The 19,476-nt window shown below is 37.2% G+C and carries 22 protein-coding genes; 12 read left to right on the plus strand and 10 right to left on the minus strand.

All coding sequences use genetic code 11. The features are described from left to right. Positions 1-378: 378 nt before the first annotated feature. On the minus strand, positions 379-1,362 hold the full coding sequence (locus ACI6MV_RS19040) for an NAD(P)/FAD-dependent oxidoreductase (RefSeq protein WP_407271901.1): 984 nt from the start codon (positions 1,360-1,362) through the stop codon (positions 379-381). Positions 1,363-1,653: 291 nt separating this feature from the next. Between ACI6MV_RS19040 and ACI6MV_RS19045 the strand changes: the two genes are divergently transcribed. The 3 genes from ACI6MV_RS19045 to ACI6MV_RS19055 all read left to right on the plus strand — a co-directional run bounded on the left by ACI6MV_RS19045 (position 1,654) and on the right by ACI6MV_RS19055 (position 4,366). Beyond that, positions 1,654-2,874, plus strand: a complete 1,221-nt coding sequence (locus ACI6MV_RS19045; protein ID WP_407271902.1) for an NAD(P)/FAD-dependent oxidoreductase — start codon at positions 1,654-1,656, stop codon at positions 2,872-2,874. 314 nt (positions 2,875-3,188) lie between these two features. After that, positions 3,189-3,500 carry a YuiB family protein gene (locus ACI6MV_RS19050; RefSeq protein ID WP_407271903.1) on the plus strand — a complete coding sequence of 104 codons (312 nt, stop codon included), beginning with the start codon at positions 3,189-3,191 and terminating at the stop codon, positions 3,498-3,500. Positions 3,501-3,667: 167 nt separating this feature from the next. Continuing rightward, positions 3,668-4,366, plus strand: a complete 699-nt coding sequence (locus ACI6MV_RS19055; RefSeq protein ID WP_407271904.1) for a 3D domain-containing protein — start codon at positions 3,668-3,670, stop codon at positions 4,364-4,366. Between the two features lie 58 nt (positions 4,367-4,424). On the opposite strand, the gene ACI6MV_RS19060 is transcribed toward ACI6MV_RS19055, so the two are convergent. The 5 genes from ACI6MV_RS19060 to deoD all read right to left on the minus strand — a co-directional run bounded on the left by ACI6MV_RS19060 (position 4,425) and on the right by deoD (position 8,397). Then, positions 4,425-4,898: a divergent PAP2 family protein gene (locus ACI6MV_RS19060; protein ID WP_407271905.1), complete on the minus strand. Its 474-nt coding sequence runs from the start codon at positions 4,896-4,898 to the stop codon at positions 4,425-4,427. A 219-nt stretch (positions 4,899-5,117) separates the two neighbouring features. Then, the gene (locus tag ACI6MV_RS19065; protein WP_407271906.1) at positions 5,118-5,717 is read right to left on the minus strand and encodes a biotin transporter BioY; all 600 of its coding nucleotides are present in this window, start codon (positions 5,715-5,717) and stop codon (positions 5,118-5,120) included. A gap of 83 nt (positions 5,718-5,800) precedes the next feature. Beyond that, entirely contained in the window at positions 5,801-6,139 is a 339-nt protein-coding gene (locus ACI6MV_RS19070; RefSeq protein ID WP_407271907.1) for a YuzC family spore coat inner layer protein, read from the minus strand. 273 nt (positions 6,140-6,412) lie between these two features. Then, complete coding sequence (gene arr / locus ACI6MV_RS19075; RefSeq protein WP_407271908.1) at positions 6,413-6,829, minus strand: NAD(+)--rifampin ADP-ribosyltransferase; 417 nt, start codon at positions 6,827-6,829, stop codon at positions 6,413-6,415. An 860-nt stretch (positions 6,830-7,689) separates the two neighbouring features. After that, the gene (deoD, locus tag ACI6MV_RS19080; RefSeq protein ID WP_407271909.1) at positions 7,690-8,397 is read right to left on the minus strand and encodes a purine-nucleoside phosphorylase; all 708 of its coding nucleotides are present in this window, start codon (positions 8,395-8,397) and stop codon (positions 7,690-7,692) included. Between the two features lie 291 nt (positions 8,398-8,688). Here deoD and ACI6MV_RS19085 point away from each other — a divergent pair, with 291 nt between their 5' ends. From ACI6MV_RS19085 to ACI6MV_RS19095, 3 genes are all read left to right on the plus strand, one after another. Further along, positions 8,689-8,952 (plus strand): phosphocarrier protein HPr, encoded by a 264-nt coding sequence (locus tag ACI6MV_RS19085; RefSeq protein WP_407271910.1) that lies wholly within the window; start codon positions 8,689-8,691, stop codon positions 8,950-8,952. 146 nt (positions 8,953-9,098) lie between these two features. Further along, complete coding sequence (locus ACI6MV_RS19090) at positions 9,099-9,587, plus strand: cation:proton antiporter regulatory subunit (protein WP_407271911.1); 489 nt, start codon at positions 9,099-9,101, stop codon at positions 9,585-9,587. Between the two features lie 24 nt (positions 9,588-9,611). Further along, positions 9,612-10,769, plus strand: coding sequence for a cation:proton antiporter (locus ACI6MV_RS19095; protein ID WP_407271912.1), 1,158 nt, complete (start codon positions 9,612-9,614; stop codon positions 10,767-10,769). A gap of 46 nt (positions 10,770-10,815) precedes the next feature. On the opposite strand, the gene kapB is transcribed toward ACI6MV_RS19095, so the two are convergent. After that, complete coding sequence (kapB, locus tag ACI6MV_RS19100) at positions 10,816-11,196, minus strand: kinase-associated lipoprotein KapB (protein ID WP_407271913.1); 381 nt, start codon at positions 11,194-11,196, stop codon at positions 10,816-10,818. A gap of 144 nt (positions 11,197-11,340) precedes the next feature. Between kapB and ACI6MV_RS19105 the strand changes: the two genes are divergently transcribed. Both ACI6MV_RS19105 and ACI6MV_RS19110 read left to right on the plus strand, forming a co-directional pair. Continuing rightward, entirely contained in the window at positions 11,341-11,547 is a 207-nt protein-coding gene (locus tag ACI6MV_RS19105) for a hypothetical protein (RefSeq protein ID WP_407271914.1), read from the plus strand. 99 nt (positions 11,548-11,646) lie between these two features. Continuing rightward, a complete protein-coding gene (locus ACI6MV_RS19110) occupies positions 11,647-12,231 on the plus strand; it encodes a superoxide dismutase family protein (protein ID WP_407271915.1) in 585 nt (194 codons plus the stop codon). A gap of 40 nt (positions 12,232-12,271) precedes the next feature. Here ACI6MV_RS19110 and ACI6MV_RS19115 read toward each other — a convergent pair whose 3' ends face one another. Both ACI6MV_RS19115 and ACI6MV_RS19120 read right to left on the minus strand, forming a co-directional pair. Beyond that, positions 12,272-13,438: a MalY/PatB family protein gene (locus tag ACI6MV_RS19115; protein WP_407271916.1), complete on the minus strand. Its 1,167-nt coding sequence runs from the start codon at positions 13,436-13,438 to the stop codon at positions 12,272-12,274. Positions 13,439-13,510: 72 nt separating this feature from the next. Further along, the gene (locus tag ACI6MV_RS19120) at positions 13,511-14,344 is read right to left on the minus strand and encodes an alpha/beta fold hydrolase (protein ID WP_407271917.1); all 834 of its coding nucleotides are present in this window, start codon (positions 14,342-14,344) and stop codon (positions 13,511-13,513) included. A 272-nt stretch (positions 14,345-14,616) separates the two neighbouring features. Between ACI6MV_RS19120 and ACI6MV_RS19125 the strand changes: the two genes are divergently transcribed. The 3 genes from ACI6MV_RS19125 (at position 14,617) to yugI (ending at position 17,343) form a co-directional block, all read left to right on the plus strand. Further along, a complete protein-coding gene (locus ACI6MV_RS19125; protein WP_407271918.1) occupies positions 14,617-15,159 on the plus strand; it encodes an RNA polymerase sigma factor in 543 nt (180 codons plus the stop codon). Beyond that, the gene (locus tag ACI6MV_RS19130; RefSeq protein WP_407271919.1) at positions 15,152-16,777 is read left to right on the plus strand and encodes a hypothetical protein; all 1,626 of its coding nucleotides are present in this window, start codon (positions 15,152-15,154) and stop codon (positions 16,775-16,777) included. The genes ACI6MV_RS19125 and ACI6MV_RS19130 overlap by 8 nt, the downstream gene beginning before the upstream one ends. Before the next feature lie 176 nt (positions 16,778-16,953). Further along, complete coding sequence (gene yugI / locus ACI6MV_RS19135; RefSeq protein WP_407271920.1) at positions 16,954-17,343, plus strand: S1 domain-containing post-transcriptional regulator GSP13; 390 nt, start codon at positions 16,954-16,956, stop codon at positions 17,341-17,343. A 95-nt stretch (positions 17,344-17,438) separates the two neighbouring features. Here the strand turns inward: yugI and ACI6MV_RS19140 are convergent, their stop codons facing one another. Beyond that, positions 17,439-17,678, minus strand: coding sequence for a DUF378 domain-containing protein (locus tag ACI6MV_RS19140; RefSeq protein WP_407271921.1), 240 nt, complete (start codon positions 17,676-17,678; stop codon positions 17,439-17,441). A 181-nt stretch (positions 17,679-17,859) separates the two neighbouring features. Here ACI6MV_RS19140 and ACI6MV_RS19145 point away from each other — a divergent pair, with 181 nt between their 5' ends. Continuing rightward, positions 17,860-19,206 (plus strand): glucose-6-phosphate isomerase, encoded by a 1,347-nt coding sequence (locus tag ACI6MV_RS19145; protein WP_407271922.1) that lies wholly within the window; start codon positions 17,860-17,862, stop codon positions 19,204-19,206. Positions 19,207-19,476: the final 270 nt, after the last annotated feature.

Below are 19,476 nucleotides of genomic sequence, written 5' to 3' on the forward strand. Positions count from 1 at the left end.
TTTTTTTTGAAAGATGCGTGGCATTAAACCATGAATGTAAGTGGTGTTTGCCTACAGGTGAACTGTTGGGGGACACCAGAGCTCTTATCTGTGACAAGAAGGGCATTATTAGAATTGTGCGGACATCAGTGCACTTATTTCAATGAATTGATTGCTGCTGTGTATTATTTTTAGCAAATAAGCGCTCTCTTGTCCGATAAACTCCCCAAAAAACAATTTCCGGTGACATAAGGGCTTATATGTCCGGGCGTCCTGCTGCCATCGCACGCCAAAGTGTCTCACCTAGTATACAATTTTACTGACTAGGATCTTCTTAGCTCTACATGCATCCTAATACAAAAAAATACCCCCGATCCACCGACCGCGGGTATTTCCATTTTAAAACATACTAGTTGAGTGTTTCGGCTGTACGCGTGCATCTGGATCTATATATGCTTTGGCATTATTAATTGCTGTAGGTCCTTCACCAAATCCAGCGGCAATTAAATTAACTTTACCTGGATATGTGCAAATATCACCGGCAGCATAAATGCCTGGAATGTTTGTTTCCATTTTCGAATTGACAACAATACTATTTTTCTCAATTTCTAATCCCCAATTTTTGATTGGTCCTAGGGAAGAAATAAAGCCATAATTTACTAGTACTGCATCAACATCGAGTATGACTTCGTTGTCACCTTTTACTTCCTTCAGCTTAACTTGATCGATGTTTTCGGTGGCGATAAAGGCTTCTGGTACATATGGAGTCATAACATTAACACTTGAGTTATGAAGATTTTCGACACTATGCTCATGTGCGCGGAATTGGTCACGGCGATGGACTAAGGTTACTTCCTTCGCTATCGGTTCAAGCATTAATGCCCAATCCACCGCAGAGTCTCCTCCACCAAATAAGACAACTTTCTTGTCTGTAAAAGCGTGCATATTGTCGACGAAATAATGAAGATTTTTGCCTTCGAAGTCTTCTGCACCTTCAACGTTTAGTTTGCGAGGCTGGAATGCACCATTGCCTGCGGTAATAATAATTGTTTTGGAGTAATGTACTTCATCATTTGTTGTAATTTTAAACGAATCATCGGCTTGGCGTTCAATCGTGTCAACAGATTGGTTAAGAGCGATCGTAGGATTGAATAAGTCCGTTTGCTCTTTCAGATTATCGACCAGCTCTTGTGCTCTTACTTTAGGAAAACCAGCGATATCGTAAATATACTTTTCTGGATAAAGTGCGCTCAATTGCCCGCCAATATGAGGTAAGCTTTCAATAATTTTGACACTTGCTTGGCGTAATCCGCCATAAAATGCGGCGAATAATCCAACTGGACCAGCGCCAATAATCGTAACATCATATATTTTTTCTGACATAAATTTTATCCTCCTGAGAAATACTGTGCATAGTAGATGTTTTTTATTTTAACACAAATTTTATTATGTGTAGTATCGAACGAATCACACACATAAAGTTAGAAAATTTTAAAATTTCAGTAAATACACTTTAGGGTTGAAAATTGTAGAAAAAAAGTCTAAGATAAGCAATAGGTTGTTTACAATTTGCTACATATATATTAAGTGTCTATTTACGTGAAATAAATCACGATATCATTTGTTTTTCATGTCTTTATTATTTATAAAAATATATAATTGGAAGTGATCTAGATGAAGAAACCGAATATTGTAATCCTTGGCGCAGGATATGGTGGATTAACTACGACTGTGAAACTACAAAAAAAGCTTGGTGTTAATGATGCCAACATTACGCTTGTGAACAAGCATGATTACCATTATGAAGCTACTTGGTTACATGAAGTTGCTGCAGGTACAATTGCTCCAGATCGTGCGCGATTTGCAATTAAAGATGTAATTGATGGCAGTAAAGTGAACTTTGTACAAGATACGGTAACATCAATTGATGTAGAAAACAAGAAAGTAGTATTAGAAGACGGCGAACTTGATTATGACTATCTTGTTGTTGCCCTTGGCTTTGAAGCAGCAACATTTGGTATTCCAGGATTACTTGAGAATGCATTTATGATTGGTAATATTAATTCTTCAAGAATGTTAAGAGAACATATTGATTACCACTTCGCAAAATACAACAATGAAATAGAGAAAAAGCAAGAACGTTTAAATATTATTGTTGGCGGTGGCGGTTTTACTGGTATTGAATACTTAGGGGAATTGACTAATCGTGTTACGAAGCTATGTGAAGAATATGATATTGATCGCAACCAAGTACGCATTATTAACGTAGAGGGTGCACCGAGCATTATGCCTGGATTTGATCCTCAATTAGTAGAATATGCGATGAATACGCTAGAAGAGAGAGGCGTCGAGTTCAAGCTGGGCTCTATGTTAAAAGAATGTAGACCAGATGGTATTACAATTGAAAAAGACGGTGAACAAGAGGATATTCCTTCCCTTACAACTGTTTGGGCTGCTGGTGTTCGTGCTAACAGTTTAGTTGAAAAATCTTTAGAAACAAACAGAGGTAAAGTAGAAGTAACTCCAGAATTACGGGATCCTGCTAATGAAAATGTTTTTGTTATCGGTGACTGTGCACTTATTATGGACAAGGAGACGGGAAGACCTTATCCACCAACTGCACAAATTGCAATGCAAGAAGCTGAAGTATGTGCCCATAATCTAGCTACAATTGTTAAAGGTGGCAGCGGAGAGCTTGAGCACTTTGAATTTAATAATTTAGGTACAGTAGCCTCTCTAGGGCACTCAGATGCCTTTGGTGTTGTATTCGGAAATAAAAAAATATTTGGCTGGACTGCATCTGTAATGAAAAAAGTTATTGATAACAGATCTTTATTGAAAATCGGTGGACTCGGCCTGATGTTGAAAAAAGGAAAATTTAATATCTTTGGTTAATATAAAAGCAAAGGCAGAACTTCTGCTTTTGCTTTTTTAAAATCTAAGAGAGTATAAAATTTGTGCATGTGTCTAGCTCCGAGCGCCAGAAACGTAGCGATGTCACGAATCGCCTTATGATAAGTCATCATCGATTCAAGTTTTATTGAAGGTCGACTAAAAGAGGACTTGTCGTCCAACGTCGACATACCCCTTATGCAGGGGCATGATTCCTTTATCTTAGTGATTCGCTCCAGTCGCTACGTTTTTTAGCGGGCGCTCTGCACTTTTCTCAAATAACAATAGATAAGCATTTTGATAAGGGGAGACGAATCGTGTTACAGTCAATCGTTCTAATTGTATTATATTTCGTTATGTTTTTTGGTATCGCATTTATATTGAATATGTTGTTAAGACAAACATGGATCATGGCGTTTATTTATCCTGTTATTGTATTGATGATCGTTGATGATTTTTCAACTACCAAATACTTCACATCACCAGCTTGGGCCTTTTCGACTGTTTGGTCAAAAATAGTAGGTCTTAATTTTAACGATGTACTTATATTGTTGTTTGGTTTTATTGGTGCTATTGCTTCGGGAATTGTAATAAAGATGCTTCGTAAAAACGGTTATCAAATGTTTTAAATTGGTAGTTAAACTTAATTAATTTCATAATACTGATTTTTAGCTAGCTGTATAAGGTGATTATGAAATTGACTCAAAATACGTACTAAAAGTTATTTTTACAATTAAAAATGTATAAAAAAGTACGATCAAGGAAAGGATGACACCCAGAGAGGTGTTATCTAATAATGTTAAAATTAAAGATTCTGAGAAGAAGTTTTATGACTTTATTATTTCTTGGAGCCTGTTATACATCTGTTCTAGCAGTTACAAATGTTTCTGCTGCAGATGTAAAAAATGAATTTTTTGGTTTGGTAAGTATCGAACATACATCAGCATCGGCACAGACAGCTATTAAGGAACAACCACAAAAGAAATTGGCGTTGGAAATGAAGGAACTAAATCACCATATTGCGAAAACTACCTACATTTCGAGTCAGCAAGTGGATGAGCCTAATACGCTAGAAGAATATATTAGCAAGAGCAACTACCCAATTACAACTGTAACAGCTACAGGATACACTGCTGGGTTAGAATCAACGGGAAAATCGCCTAGTCATCCCGAGTATGGTATTACTTACTCTGGTGTAAAAGTAAAAAGAGATTTATATTCAACTATTGCGGCAGATTTGAATGTCTATCCGATTGGAACTATTCTTTATATTCCAGAGTACGGTTATGGCGTGGTTGCTGATAAAGGCTCAGCAATCCAAGGAAATAAAATTGATTTGTATTACCATACAGTAGAAGATGTTTATAATAATTGGGGTAAAAAGCAAGTTGAGGTATACGTAATTAAAAAAGGTAATGGTAGTTTAACTGAAGAGCAATTAGAAGCATTAAATGAAACGGAAGCTTTACAAGTATTTAGAGAAAAAATAAATTAATGACAGACAATTTTTAACCCCTTGAATATCGAATGATATCAAGGGGTTGTTTTTAAAATTAAAATAAAGGATATAAAATGATGGCTAGAATGATCCCTGTTAGACCACCAAAGAATACTTCTATCGGTTGGTGACCTAATAATTCTTTTAATTCTTCTCTTTTTTCATATTCCCCTTTTTCTGTCCATACCTTTGCCTCTTCGACAAAGTATTGAAAATCCTTTACTAGTTCATTCAATAAAATAGCTTGTTCTCCAGCGTGTCGTCTCACGCCAGATGCATCAAACATAATGATAATACTAAACACGCAGGACACTGCAAATAAGCCTGAGGAGAGTCCGTGTTGAATACCTATCGCTGTTGTAAGAGCTGCAACGGCTGCTGAGTGACTACTTGGCATACCTCCAGTGCTAAATGCCAAGCCAGGCTTAAATTCCCTTGTTGCAATAAATTGAATAGGAACTTTAACACCTTGTGCAAATACAATAGCAATAAGCGCTGCCCATAAAGGGAAGTTTGCTAATATATTCATTAAATAATAACATCCTTTCTCATATGTATCATTCTTGTATGTAGGTTTCCCTTTTCTTTGGTCAGTAACACAAGAAAATTTTATACCAAACCATAAAGTTTCACTTCAATTATATCATACGTATAATTTTAACTAAATAAAGGGGATGTTAAATTTACGATAATAGGTTACGGTCTCCAAAATAAAAAAACATGGGTTGGAAGAAACCCATGTTTTTTATTACATGCTATTGGATGTGAGGCGATGAAATCTAGGAATTCTTTTTGACAAGTTTAACGTAATAAACGCCGCGATTATAGCAATTGCTAAATCCTTAATTAAAAATGGGATCATCGTTGCCCACGCAGTGGTAAAACTTATATGTAACTCAAGCCATGTATTCATCGCTATATACATGTAATTAACACCAATTAGGTAATTGACTACGACGCCGACAATCGATGCCAGTACATAAAAAGGAAGCGATTTTGTTCGTGATTTTTCTGCTAACCAACCTGTCACAAACGCAACAAAAATAAAAGAAATTAGAAAACCACCTGTATAATCAAAAATAGTAAAAATTCCGGCTCTCATTTGAGCAAATACAGGCACACCTGCTATACCTACCAATAAATAAGCAACGATAGACAAGCTGCCAAGACGCTTTCCGAGCATAAGACCTGCTAAAATAGCAAAAAATGTTTGTAAAGATAAAGGAACGGTTTTTCCTCCGATTGGGATCGCCAAAAATGGGAACCAGATAGCAATATTGGCTCCAATTGCCATTAGTCCAATAAATAATGCACCAATCGTTATGTCAATCGGTTTAAGTCTGTTCATCAGCATTCTCCTCTCTGAATTTGATAATAGAAGAGAATTGCCTTATTGTCAACCTTAAATTTAATAAGGTTAACATATGGGTGTTACCATTTTAATGACACAGTTAAACGACAGCATTCTACACTGTTTGTCTGATTGATAAATGTAATCTTAATAGCGTCTGGATTATAATTGATTTCTAATTGATGCGATACACCTAATTGTGTTAAATATATCTTAATTTTTTCAGTTTGTGATCGTTGGGCAGCGTCCTTGACGTTGTAAGCGAAATCACCGGACTTAACAAATTCGTTTAATACTTTATCTGCATCATCCATTAGCGGTTGAAAAGCTTTTGCAGAAGATTTTAATTGTGTTGTGTCTACTTGGGGATACGTGGGACGTTGCTGGTAATACATTGGGTAATTATAGTTATGATTCATCTGACATACCTCCTTACTATAATCTATGCGTTATAGGAGGTTTAAGTTAGTGTAAGTGTATTGAATAATTTTATTGGCGGATTAAAAAGAAAAGTGGAGGGATAGGAAACCAAATGTACATCCTTTGAATACGATTTAATTCATATTGAGGTTTACTTCTTGTGGTGTAAAGTTTGTACACTTTGATCACTGTCAGATTTGGGTACCTGGTATTTCATATGAATCACGAAGTACCAGGTACCGTTCTCTTAAATCATGATTTTATGGTGAAGATTAATCATATATTACAGCCTTCCCTTGTTCGCGTAACTCTTTTAAAGAGCTAAGCATATGATTTATTGCTTCATCGGAATGTCTCTCCCATGATTTTAATTCAGCTAATATTTTCAAAGGCGATTTGGACCTATAAGAACGTGTTGGGTTACCGGGGAATTTTTTGTCGGTTACGTTTGGATCGTTTTCAAAATCACCCAATGGTTCTACAATGTAAATTCTTTCTTTTGCTTTTGATGTTGCTAATTCAGCACCCCATTTAGCCGCATCTAATGTTGCGGTGAAATATATATAGTTTGATTTTTTTTCTTGGTAATTTGATAAGTGTTGTGGTTCTAAAAGGTCTGCAATTTTTAATTCTGCTTTTGTACCATGAAAGAAAGGACCATGATCTAAGACAGCTTTTTTGTCATGCATATTGATACACCTCTTATAATTTTGTCTTTTATATAACAGTATAGATAGGAACTTTCGAAAGTGTAGTCTATAAATAATTCATTATTAATAGTATAATGTAAGTAGAGAGAGTAATGTCAGAAACCGCCTGACCCCAGACATGGTACATGTGCGGAGTCTGACATTATTTTTGCAGAGAGGCTACATTCTTGTGACTGAACGGTATAACTGGACGTCTTCTAGGCATTAAGACTAAGATATGAACTATGGTCACTAACCACCAATACATCATGAAACGAATCACCCATAGCATTATTATAAAAGGCTCTTTTCGTAGAGTTTGTTGTTTTTTATGTCATATTTGAAGTAAAATGCGACGTAACGTAGTGCTCGTGATTTCCGCTCCAGGCAGTCGCTTTCCGCGGGCACGGCTTCAGCTAACTCAGAAGCATAGTGCGCTTCTGAGTGGATCTTCAGCCCGTGCTGTTCCCGCAGGACTTTGAATTATCTTCCCCGAATTACACCGCACGAAGAAAATGCGGTTTTCGTTTTCGAGGATCGACTGCCTGGAGCTCCAATCACCCGACGTAAAGAATAATCCCGTTAGCAGCGGAGGAAATGCACTTCGACTCCTGCGGGACTAGCGGCGTAAGTGAGACCCCGCAGAACGCAGTTCGAGGAGGCTCACTAGCCCCCCGCGGAAAGCGAAGTGCATTTCCGGAGCGGTGCAAGCACTCTCCAAGTTACGACGCATATTAGCTATTTTGCGCATTAACAACAATCTCTTAGAAAACAGCCTTATAAAAAAACAATAGGGCCGTCGAAACAATCATTATACTTGTTTCGATGGCCCTATTATCGCTAATCTGTACTTTTGTTTATTACTTAATCGCCGCTTCTAAGGCGATTTCCATCATTTCTGTAAAGGTCGTTTGGCGTTCTTCTGCTGTTGTTTCCTCTCCTGTTAAGATGTGGTCTGAAACAGTTAGGATAGAAAGTGCCTGACGATTATATTTGGCAGCAAGTGTATATAATGCTGTTGTCTCCATTTCGACTGCTAGCACATTATAGCTTGCTAATTGCTCCATTAATTCTATAGCATTATCACGATAAAAACTGTCACTAGTGAAGACATTACCAACACGAAGCTTTTGGTCTTTTTCGGTTGCAACATCGTAAGCGTTTTTCAATAGCTGGAAATCTGCAGTAGGTGCAAAGTCAATATTGCCAAAAACAACACGATTCATTTGTGAATCAGTAGTAGAAGTGGATGCCAAAATAACATCTCTTACTTTCACATCTTTTTGGATAGCACCGCATGTACCGACGCGTATGAGCTTTTGAACGTCGTAGCTTTGGATTAGCTCATTTACATAAATAGAAATCGAGGGAACACCCATGCCTGTTCCTTGAACAGATATTTTCTCCCCTTTATACGTTCCGGTATATCCATACATGCCACGAACTTCGTTATAACAGACAGGGTTTTCTAAGAAATTCTCCGCTATGTATTTTGCTCGTAGCGGATCACCTGGTAATAATATTTTATCAGCGATGTCACCTTGTTTTGCTCCGATATGTACGCTCATTTGTTTACCTCCTGTTTTACGTGAGTATGTTTTAGTATTGCTTGAAATAGTCATCTTATAATCTTGTTATGTTTGTACATCAAATAAAGTATCATAATGTACTTGATAACACAAATTAGTATGAAAATGATAGACAAAAATGAAGAAAAATTTGTTAATTTGTTTCTAAAACAGGCTTTTTCGTATATAATATGCTTAAGTACATGTTTAAAGGGTTTACATACCCGATATGTAATTATTTTGCATAATACAAAATACTATCTATATAAGGAAAAGGGAGGCTTCTTAACTATGAAGGAGAAACAATTTACAATTACCGATGACACAGGTATTCACGCTAGACCAGCTACATTATTGGTTAACAAAGCTGGGCAATATGAGTCAGAGATTGAATTGCATTACAACGGCAAAGCAGTAAACCTGAAATCAATTATGGGTGTAATGTCTTTAGGTGTACCTAAAGGTGCTGCGATTAAAGTTACTGCTGATGGAACGGATGAAGAACAAGCAATAGCTGGTGTGGAAGAATTAATTAAAGAACACCTTGGAGAGTAAGCGTTACCAATTTTTAAGTATAATAAAAAAAGCTAGAGCATATAACTCTAGCTTTTTTGCATATTAGATGAAAAACAGGATAACAATTTATACATACAATACATTATTGGTAATAGTAGAGAATCTAATATAAGAGGTGTAAAACAATGAATATATCTGTATCACAGCTTCCAGGCATCGGGCAAAAAATCACACTGAAAACTGCTGAAGACAGTATGCTTGTGGTGATTGTTCACCATACGGGGAAGCGAGAGTTGTATTTCTTTGATGACTCTGATAGTGATGAAGCTGATTTTGCGATGGATCTGACGCCAGACGAAACAAGAGAGCTTGGTGCTCAATTGTTAGGTGCTACGTATCAGCCGGTCAATGCAGATCAGCTTAAAATGTTCAAAAAACAAATTGTGATTGATTATATCAAGTTGACTGAGAAATCTTCAATCGCCTTTACAACATTGGAAGAATCGGCAATTCGAAATAAAACAGGTGCAACAATTATAGGCATCGTACAAGGTGATGAAATGGTCGCTATACCAGATATTAATCGGAAATTAATGCCTGGCGATGTGCTTATGTCAATTGGAAAGAAAGATCAAATTGCAAGCCTAGAAGCGTTATGCAAAGGAGAGGAATGATCATACTTGTTCAATGATTTTCCAATGTTACTAGGTGCGGGATTAGTATTACTCGGAATATTCTATTTGGGGTTTCTGAGTTTGAAAATTAATTTTCCAAGTGTGATTCTATATATCTTATTTGGGATTGTATTAGTAGATCTGCTTTATCACAATGAAATTTTACATTTCGCAAGTGAAATCGGTATTGTACTGTTATTTTTCTTACTCGGACTAGAATTTAGCGTATCTCGCCTAGGTAAAATTGCAAAAAAAGTTTGGTCTTCAGGATTATTAGATGTATTTCTCAGCTTAGGGGTATCGATGTTAATCGCAGTGGCTTTTGGTATGGATCTATTTAGTGCCTTTGTTATTGGTGGGATTGCGTATGCGACAAGTTCTTCAATCACAGCAAAGCTCTTAGATGATAAAAGTCGTATGGCAAACACGGAAACGGAATTTATGCTAGCAATCTTAATCTTTGAGGACTTAGTCGCACCTATTGTGGTTGCCATTATAATAGGTATTAGTTCTGGTGAAAGCTTTGCAGTTAGCGATTTTTCCATGTTAATAGCAAAAATTGTTGGACTTGGCGCTTTGGCGATTATATTAGGGAAAACGGTATTTAAACATTTTGACAAGCTGCTGGACAAAATTGACGATGAAGACTTCAAAATTGCATTGTTAGTAGGATTAGCAGTTTCTTTCGGTGGCCTGGCTATTTTTCTAGGGTTGTCAGAAGTACTTGGTGCTTTTTTGGCAGGTATGATGCTAGCCGATATCCGAAAGATTGAGCGAGTTGAGCAAACAGTCGCACCAATTAAAGATCTAATGCTACCATTGTTTTTTGTTTATTTTGGGACGACCATTCAACTAGGCAATGGCGTACCGATGGCAGTGTTTGTAATTGTATTATTAGTTTGGTCAATTATTGCGAAAGTACTTGTTGGTGTAATCGGTGGCCGTTGGTACGGGCTGTCAAAGAAAGTATCGTTAAGGGCAGGACTCTCACTTTGCGCTAGAGGAGAGTTTTCCGTTGTAATCGCAAGCATAGCTACAGGACCAATTAAAATTATTGGTGGTATTTATATAATTGTGGCGGCTTTTATCGGTATGGTGTTGTTTGATCAAGCACCTAAAATAGCTAATCGGATATATCCGGCAAAAAAGAAATCCAAAAAAGACCTCAAGCTCCCCTCTTAACGAGAAATGACCTGGCCCATTTGAGAAATGGGTGGCAGGTCATTGTTTATTCGAAATAGTATTTCTCTAATTCTTTAAGGCTGTTTAAGGCTGCATGGTTAAAGGGCTTATCGTCTTTGCTTAATTTAGTCTTTAACGCATCAACTGCCTGCTTTAGTGAATCCTTGTATATTGGTATTTCTTCATCATGTATATGGACGGCAGACTTTGATACGTTCATTTTTTCTTTGTAGCTAAGTGCTTTCCTCTGATGAAAAAAGACATTCTCAGTCTCTCCGTAATTATGTAAATCTCCTTGTAAAGGATGTTTTTTAACAGCTAGAACTTCTACTAAATAGCGCTCACCACGATCTTCAATAATTTTGCCAAAGTATGAACCAGATCGGTAATGGGCTAAAACGGTTTGTTCAATCGTTGCATTATCCATGTGATTACCTCCAGTAATTAAGTTACTTTTAATTGTGCCAGAACAGTTTGATGCTTGGCAAGTTTGGTGCGGGCCTCTGCAGATATTTGTTAGCTTTGTTTATAGGTTGTCTGGTATACTAGATAAGATAAGGAAGTGATAATTATGATGGAATTTCTATATTTTCCAGAAGATAAATCGGAATACCTCCCGTCTGTTATTAGTTTATTAGTATTTATCGCAGGTGCGATTTTAACGATGTATTTAATTAAAAGAGCTGCCAAGAAAGAAGAAAAACAGTTTTCCAATAGGTTTGATGGACAAACAGATTCTCCACAAGGGAATCGATCAAATAGGAATAAAGATAAGTAAACAACGCTTAAGATATCGTAAGCGTTGTTTTTGTGAGGGATACCATTAGCGCATGATGGCAATACTAACAGAGAATATTGTTGTAAAGGAGAATGCATCATGCGATTCTTACGGTTTGTATTTGTGGTTCTTTTGACCGGGGGGTTAACAACAGCTTGCCAAGATCAAGAGAGATCTCCACTGAATATTGCCATGTATAATGCAAATGGTGACTCAATTGGTACTGCGAAGTTAACAGAGCAGCCTGACGGTGTTGAAATAAAATTAAGTGTAGAAGGGTTGGAAACGGGTTTGCACGGTATTCATGTGCACGAGAATCCGACTTGCGAAGGGCCGGATTTTAAATCTGCTGGCAATCATTTAAATCCTGATGGAAAACAGCACGGCTTGATGCATCCAGAAGGTGCACATTTAGGCGATTTACCTAATATTGAAGTTGGTGGAGATGGCCTTGTTGATGCGGAATTAATGTTAAGCGGCGCCACTTTAATGGATGGCAAAAACACATTGTTACCAAACGAAGGAACATCACTCGTCATTCATGCAGCACAAGATGATGGCGTTAGTCAGCCAGCTGGTGATGCAGGAGAAAGAATAGCTTGTGGTGTGATATCAATTGAAGAATCGAACAAAAGCGATCAGCCATCTGATCCAACTGAATCAAATAAAGAGAAACAAGAATAAGCATAGGCATACCCTAGTGGTATACCTATGCTTATCGTTGTTAACGTGCATCAAGAGCATTTAATATTCGATTCAATCCCACTTGGACAGTAGCTTTAGGACAGGCGATATTTAGACGCATAAAGCCGGTGCCTTCCTCTCCAAATGAGATCCCGTCGTTAAGACCGATAAATGCCTTTTCCTGCATAAATGCTTTTAATTCCTCGTGAGATAGTCCCATACTACGGCAATCTAGCCAAATTAAATACGTACCTTCTAGCTCAATAACATCTATTTCATCTCTATTTTCGAATGCTGCATGAACTAATTGTTTATTTTGATCAATCACATGTATTAAATCGTCTAGCCAAGCTTCTCCGTCCGTATAGGCAGCTTCTATGGCTGTCACCGCCATTGTATTGAGCATATGAAAGCCTTGCTTATGAAAATACTCTTCCATTTTTTCCCGTTTTGTTTGATCAGCAATCACTGCATAAGAAACTTGTATCCCAGCAAGATTAAAAGTTTTGGTTGGCGACATACAGGTAATTGTTTGTTCACTTATTTTTTCGGATAAGGACGCAATTGGGATATGTGTGTAAGCTGGCATAATAAGGTCAGCATGAATCTCGTCTGAAAGAATAAGTACATCATAAGCGATACACAAGTTAGCAAGCTTCTGTAGTTCTTCCTTTGTCCAGACGCGGCCGACAGGATTATGTGGATTGCATAAAATAAATGCCTTTACCCCTCGCTTTAGCTTTTCTTCAAAATCATCGAAATCAATTTCATATCGATTATTAACTAGCTTTAATGGGTTTTTAACAAGCTTGCGATCATGTTTTTCAATCACTTGGTAAAAGGGTGGATAAACGGGAGTTTGAATTAAAATACTGTCGCCAACTGCTGTTAATGATTGAACTGCCATATGTAACGTTGTAATCACACCGGGACTATAAATAATCCATGATTTATGAATATCCCACTGATGCCGTTTCATGACCCAATTTTTTACTGTATCGGTAACAGTTGGATCAGTTAAGGTATATCCGAAAATCCCATGTTTGGCGCGTTCGACTAAAGCATCAATTACTGGCTCAGGGATTTTAAAATCCATATCTGCCACCCACATCGGCAATACTTCCTTTGAGCCGAATAGGGTATGGGTTAAGTCCCATTTTGCTGACCTTGTACCTAATCGATCGTGAATTACGTCAAAATCACTCATACTTCGTTCCCCCTTTAATATTTGATACCATTATAGTAAAGAATTGAAACAATTAAAACTATAAGTAATTATCTATCGATAAGTAGATAAGATGCTCCTGCAAATCGTCGCAGGGATCTCTTCAGGCAATAAATGCCCCGCTTGATCGAAGGCTAATAGCTCTGCATGCGGGAGATCCTTAAGGAGTTGGTAGCCGATTGCGATTGGTAGAATGTCATCTTGTTTTCCCCAAAACAGAAAACATTTTGTCGTTATTTTATTTAAATGCTGTCTGTCCAGATCACCCTCGCGATCACGAATCATTTTTGTTAAACAAAGGTAAATCTTGTTATCGAGAAACGGTTTGGCATAAGTAGCAATCATTTTTTTAGTTATTAAATCCTGATTATACATACCTTGGCGCAGAATTTGATAGACACCTTTACGGTGGAATAATTTTTTTAGTAAGGAAGGGAAGAATGGTAACCAACTTAAAAAATACGTGAGTCGATCTGCTTTTACTAAATAGCTAGAAGGCGCAAGTAAATACACCTGCTCTATTCGGTTTGGATATTGATAAGCGCAAGTTAAAGCAACTTGTCCTCCCATCGAGTGTCCAGTTAAGAAGGCTCGTGGTATCGAATGAATATCCATAAAGTGAACAATCATTTTGGCATAATTGCTATAAGAAAAGTGAAAAGATTTGACCCGGTCACTATCGCCGAAGGGTGGAATATCAATAGTTACAATATTAAACGTTTCAATTAATTTTGGAATCATCTTTCGAAAGCTATATTGTGAAGATAAAAACCCATGGATGAAAATCATATACGGTTTTTGTTTATCGGTTGGATGTTGATAAAGTTTGTAGCAAATGTTGCTTCCCTCATACGTCATCCATTGTTTTTGTTCACGAATGTTCACCACAAGGTTTACTACTCCTTCCATATCCTATACGTACGTGTTCAAAAAGATCTTTTTGAACATCCTCTATAATAGATAAAAAAAAGCAAAGCGGCGTTCGCTTTGCTCTCACAGGGGGAATACGAGAAAGTCTTACATACATATCTATATCCATTTTAGAAGCTTTTTAAACGTGAATGAGAAATAATTTATAATAAATGAAACAAAATTGAAGCTAGTTGCGTTACACAGATAAGAACGATTAACAGTTGGTTACTTTGTCAGGAGGTCACATGGTGGATGAAGCAGCATTAGTAAAACTTGTTAAACAAGGAGATGAAGATGCCTTTCGTATACTAATAAGTAAGTACAAACCAGTAGTCGAGCGATTTGCTTATCAGTTTGGTTTGCACCCAGAAGTAGTGGGAGATGTCACACAAGAAGTTTTTATCAAAATACACCGTTCCATTCATTCGTTTTATGGAGGGGTATTTACGACATGGCTCTACCAAATTACTTTAAACGCTACGAGGGATTATTATCGAAAAAATAAGCGTGAACGTGAAAAATGGAAAAAATTAGTTTTACAGCATCCTACAAAAGTGCAAAATCAAGTGATGATGTCTGGTGAAAATGAATTGCTTCACCAATGCATAGGTCAATTGAAGGTGAATTATCGAATCGCAATTATTCTTTATTATTTTCATGACAAATCATATGAGGAAATTGCAAGGATTACCAAAGCAAATCTTTCTACAGTGAAAACGAGAATTCGACGTGCCAAAGAGCAACTAAAGAAGTTATATGAGGAACGAGAGGAGGATCATGCGAATGAATGATAAACAATTTGATGAGAAAATAGGGAAACTGAAGCATCAATACAATCACTTACCAACGTTTCGAACAGATGATGAAATTGCAAAAGGTGTACTTCAGCAAACAAAAAAAACTCGGAACAATTGGACCCAGCGGATTCCATATGCCTCCGCAATCACGGTTGCAGTTATCATTTTTACAGTACTTACGTTTGCTCAAATCCAGCGCAACCAAGTAGATGAAAAGCTTGAACCGCCAACCGATGAAGAACTTCAAAGCTGGGATTTAGAAGAACGATTTGAATTTCGCTTACAACAGTTCCAACAATCGTTAGGAACTAGTAACACGGACAGTTTTTATGAAGTTAAGCAGGCAGAGTTGTTGCTTGATAAATATAAGGATTCTAAGGATGAAGAAGAGTTGGGTACAGCGACATCTAGTATTTACGCGGTATTAACCACGCCAAAGATGAAGCTAGAAAGCATGAATCAGATGTCTACCTCTAATAGTACTATTTCCGATCACTATACATTGAAGGAATTAATTGGTAAGTTAGAAACTTTTCAATATTCTGTTGAGCAGTATTGGCAAGCTGTTGTCGATGAAAATGAGCTATCGGATAACGTAATAGCGGACTATGTTGAACAATACAATGCAGATGGCAATATTGTCGGGCCACCAGATATTCAGCAGGCGTTGGAATTGTTAGACAATCAAGGTTACAGGTTACATGTGGACGTTACAGACGCAGCGTCAGTACAGCTGGATTTTGATTGGATTAAAACTAATCTTAAAGATGAATGGCTAACAGGAGAATTAGTCGGCTATTTAAATATATTATCGTTGACGCGTGATGACGGTTTAAGAAAAGAAAACCACCTTGAAGTTATTTTAGCGATTGAGCGGCAATTCGTTGCATTTAGTGACAATCATATTACGTACCAACGCGAGTTATCACAGGATGCGATGGATTACTTGAATGATTTATTTACAGGCGGCTTGATGCAAGGGGAACGAATGGCAGAGCAAAGGAAACAGGAAATAGAACAATTTATCAATGATCATGAGGAATCGTTATTTTATCCAATGGTGCATAAACTAGTTGAACAATATCAAGCGAACGATTGGTTAAATCCATTTAGTCAGAATCAAGAGCCAGTATCGCTTGATCTCGTAATGAATATACTAGAAGATCGTACTGCCTACGAAGCTGTTTATGTAGAGTCTATGCTTCAATTAGATCAACAGCTACAGGCTTTGTATGAACAATATAGTCAAACACATGATGATCAGCTATTAAAAGGCTTAACGCCTTTTCAAATCATGCAATTTTATATGATTGCTTCGGAAGACAATGATTTTGAGACGTATTACGCACTGCTCATGAAGGAAGCTCCGTATGATTTACCTGAAAAAGAATCGTTACGAGCTGATTATGGTGATTTTGGCCTAGCTGACTACTGGGGCTTAGATGCGCGTACAAATTATGTATTACAAACGAGAAATGATGCAGGCGTTGACCGTGGTGTGGTGTTATGGTTTAAAACCGATAATAATGAGGATGCTGAAGAGCGCATGGCATTTCAAGTGAAACAGCGAAAAGACGGCATTTGGAAGGTGCCATTCATGCCGATACAATAGGGGAAATGATGGGAATTTGAAAAATCTTTGCCCATAACTCTTGTCTTGTGCTAGAATTAGTAATTGTGTATATAGTTAATCAATTTCTTAATGCCAATATATGACCATTTACGATGGCTGTTCTAGGCAATTATGAAATTGGCTCAGTATATGAATAAAATTCAGGAGTTGTTAGTATGGCAGAAAAGTTTGAGACAGGTCAGACTGTCGAAGGAAAAGTAACAGGGATTCAACCTTATGGTGCATTTGTAGCACTTGATAACGAAGTACAAGGGCTTGTTCATATTTCCGAAGTAACCCACGGATTTGTGAAAGACATAAATGAACATTTGACAGTTGGAGATGAAGTAAAAGTTAAGATTTTAGAAATTGATGAGAAAAAGAATAAGTATTCTTTATCGATTCGTGCAACGGAAGAAGCACCAAAGAAAACGAGTAATCCTAGACCAAAGCAAGTTGTACAACAGCAATCAGATAACAATGAAGCTGGTTTCAACACGCTAAAGGATAAGCTTGAAGAATGGATTCAGCAATCTGATGATCGCGGGAATACTTTTAAAAAATAAATAAAATAATGAGGGCTCCTTTAAACAGAGATGTTAAAGGAGCCCTTTTTAACCAGTCCGTACAGCACTAACCTGCGCTCTACGCTTTTGTTTCTTTATCGTTCCATTCTTGGTTCTCTTTTATCTGCTAATTCTTCTGATGGTTTGAACAATAGTGATAAGCAGACAATTCCGCTAATACCTACTAATGTATAGATAATTCTTGCGAAAGCACCGCTTTGTTCACCGCCGCCGAATATTGCGGCAACTAAATCGAACTGAAACAAACCAATAAGACCCCAGTTAACTGCCCCAACAATTATTAGTAACAAGCAAATTCTTTGAATCATGCTCATTCTGCATACCTCCTTAGTTTGAAGTGCATTAGTAGCTTAACTTTAATTTAAGAAAATATACACATAACAAATGTAAAAAGTTGTTCGGTTGTAACAAATTCGTTCAAGTCTTCACTTGATTTACCGCTCTTGTTTCGGTACATTTAAAGAGGTAACTATTAAGTTATGGAGGGTATATATTATGAGCTATATTCGTTTTGAGTATGAAAAGGCTTTACCATTTTTTGCAGAACATGAGATAACGTACTTGAAAGAGCCAGTCAAAGTGGCGCATCAGGCAATACATAATAAGACAGGAGCAGGTAATGATTATCTTGGATGGGTTGATTTACCTGTTGATTATGATAAAGAGGAATTTGCACGAATTAAACAATCTGCTGAAAAGATTAAATCTGATTCCGATGTATTACTCGTTATTGGGATTGGTGGTTCATATCTTGGTGCTCGCGCGGCCATCGAAATGTTAAACCATTCTTTCTATAACATGTTGTCCAAAGATCAACGCGAAAATCCACAGGTTCTCTTTGTTGGTAACAATATTAGTTCTACTTACATGAATGATTTATTCGATGTTTTAAAGGATAAAGACGTATCAATCAACGTTATTTCTAAAAGTGGGACAACGACTGAGCCGGCAATGGCATTCCGTATTTTTAAAAATTTCTTGATCGAAAAATATGGAGAAGCTGAAGCTAAAGGTCGTATTTATGCAACAACAGACAAAGCTAGAGGTGCACTGAAGACGTTAGCAACGGAAGAAGGATATGAAAGTTTTGTGATTCCTGATGATGTTGGTGGACGTTATTCAGTTCTTACAGCTGTTGGTTTATTACCAATTGCAGTGAGCGGTGTTGATATTGATACAATGATGGACGGTGCTGCATTAGCGCGTGAAGAGTTAAGTAATGAAAATCTTGAAGAGAATCCAGCATACCAATATGCTGCAGTTAGAAATGTACTATATAACAAAGGGAAAACAATTGAAATGCTTATTAACTACGAACCTGCACTTCAGTATTTCTCTGAGTGGTGGAAGCAATTGTTCGGCGAAAGTGAAGGGAAAGATTTCAAAGGGATTTATCCTTCATCAGCTAACTTTTCCACAGACCTGCATTCATTAGGTCAATATGTTCAAGAAGGCAGAAGAGATATATTTGAAACAGTACTACATGTGGAAGAACCAAAATCAACCATTACTTTGGAAAAAGAAGAAAATGATTTGGACGGTTTAAATTATTTAGCTGGTAAAACAGTTGATTTTGTTAATGAAAAAGCATATCAAGGTACAATGCTCGCTCATACAGATGGACAAGTACCTAACTTAATTGTTCATTTACCGAAGCTTGATGCTTATACATTCGGTTATATCGTTTACTTCTTTGAAAAAGCATGTGCACTAAGCGGTTATTTGTTAGGTGTAAATCCGTTTGATCAGCCAGGTGTTGAAGCATACAAGAAAAACATGTTTGCACTACTTGGAAAACCTGGATTTGAAAAAGAAAAAGAAGAGCTGGAAAAAAGATTATAAGTTATAAGCGTAACCCTCACATTTGTGGGGGTTTTTTGTATGATCAAGAAGGTTCTTTACGTAATGATTATTGCGTTTTAAACTTCATATTTGAAATAAAATGCGTCGTAGTACTCGTGATTTCCGCTCCAGGCAGTCGCTTTTCGCTTAAACAGGCACGGCTTCAGCTAACTCATAAGCAAATGTTTTCGGTGGGGCGAGTAATCGCAGTCCCAAAATGCGCTTCTGAGTGGATCTTCAGCTCGCGCTTTCCCGCAGGACTTTGAATTA

It is taken from the genome of Radiobacillus sp. PE A8.2 (assembly GCF_045635475.1).
Lineage (GTDB): Bacteria > Bacillota > Bacilli > Bacillales > Amphibacillaceae > JBJGXI01.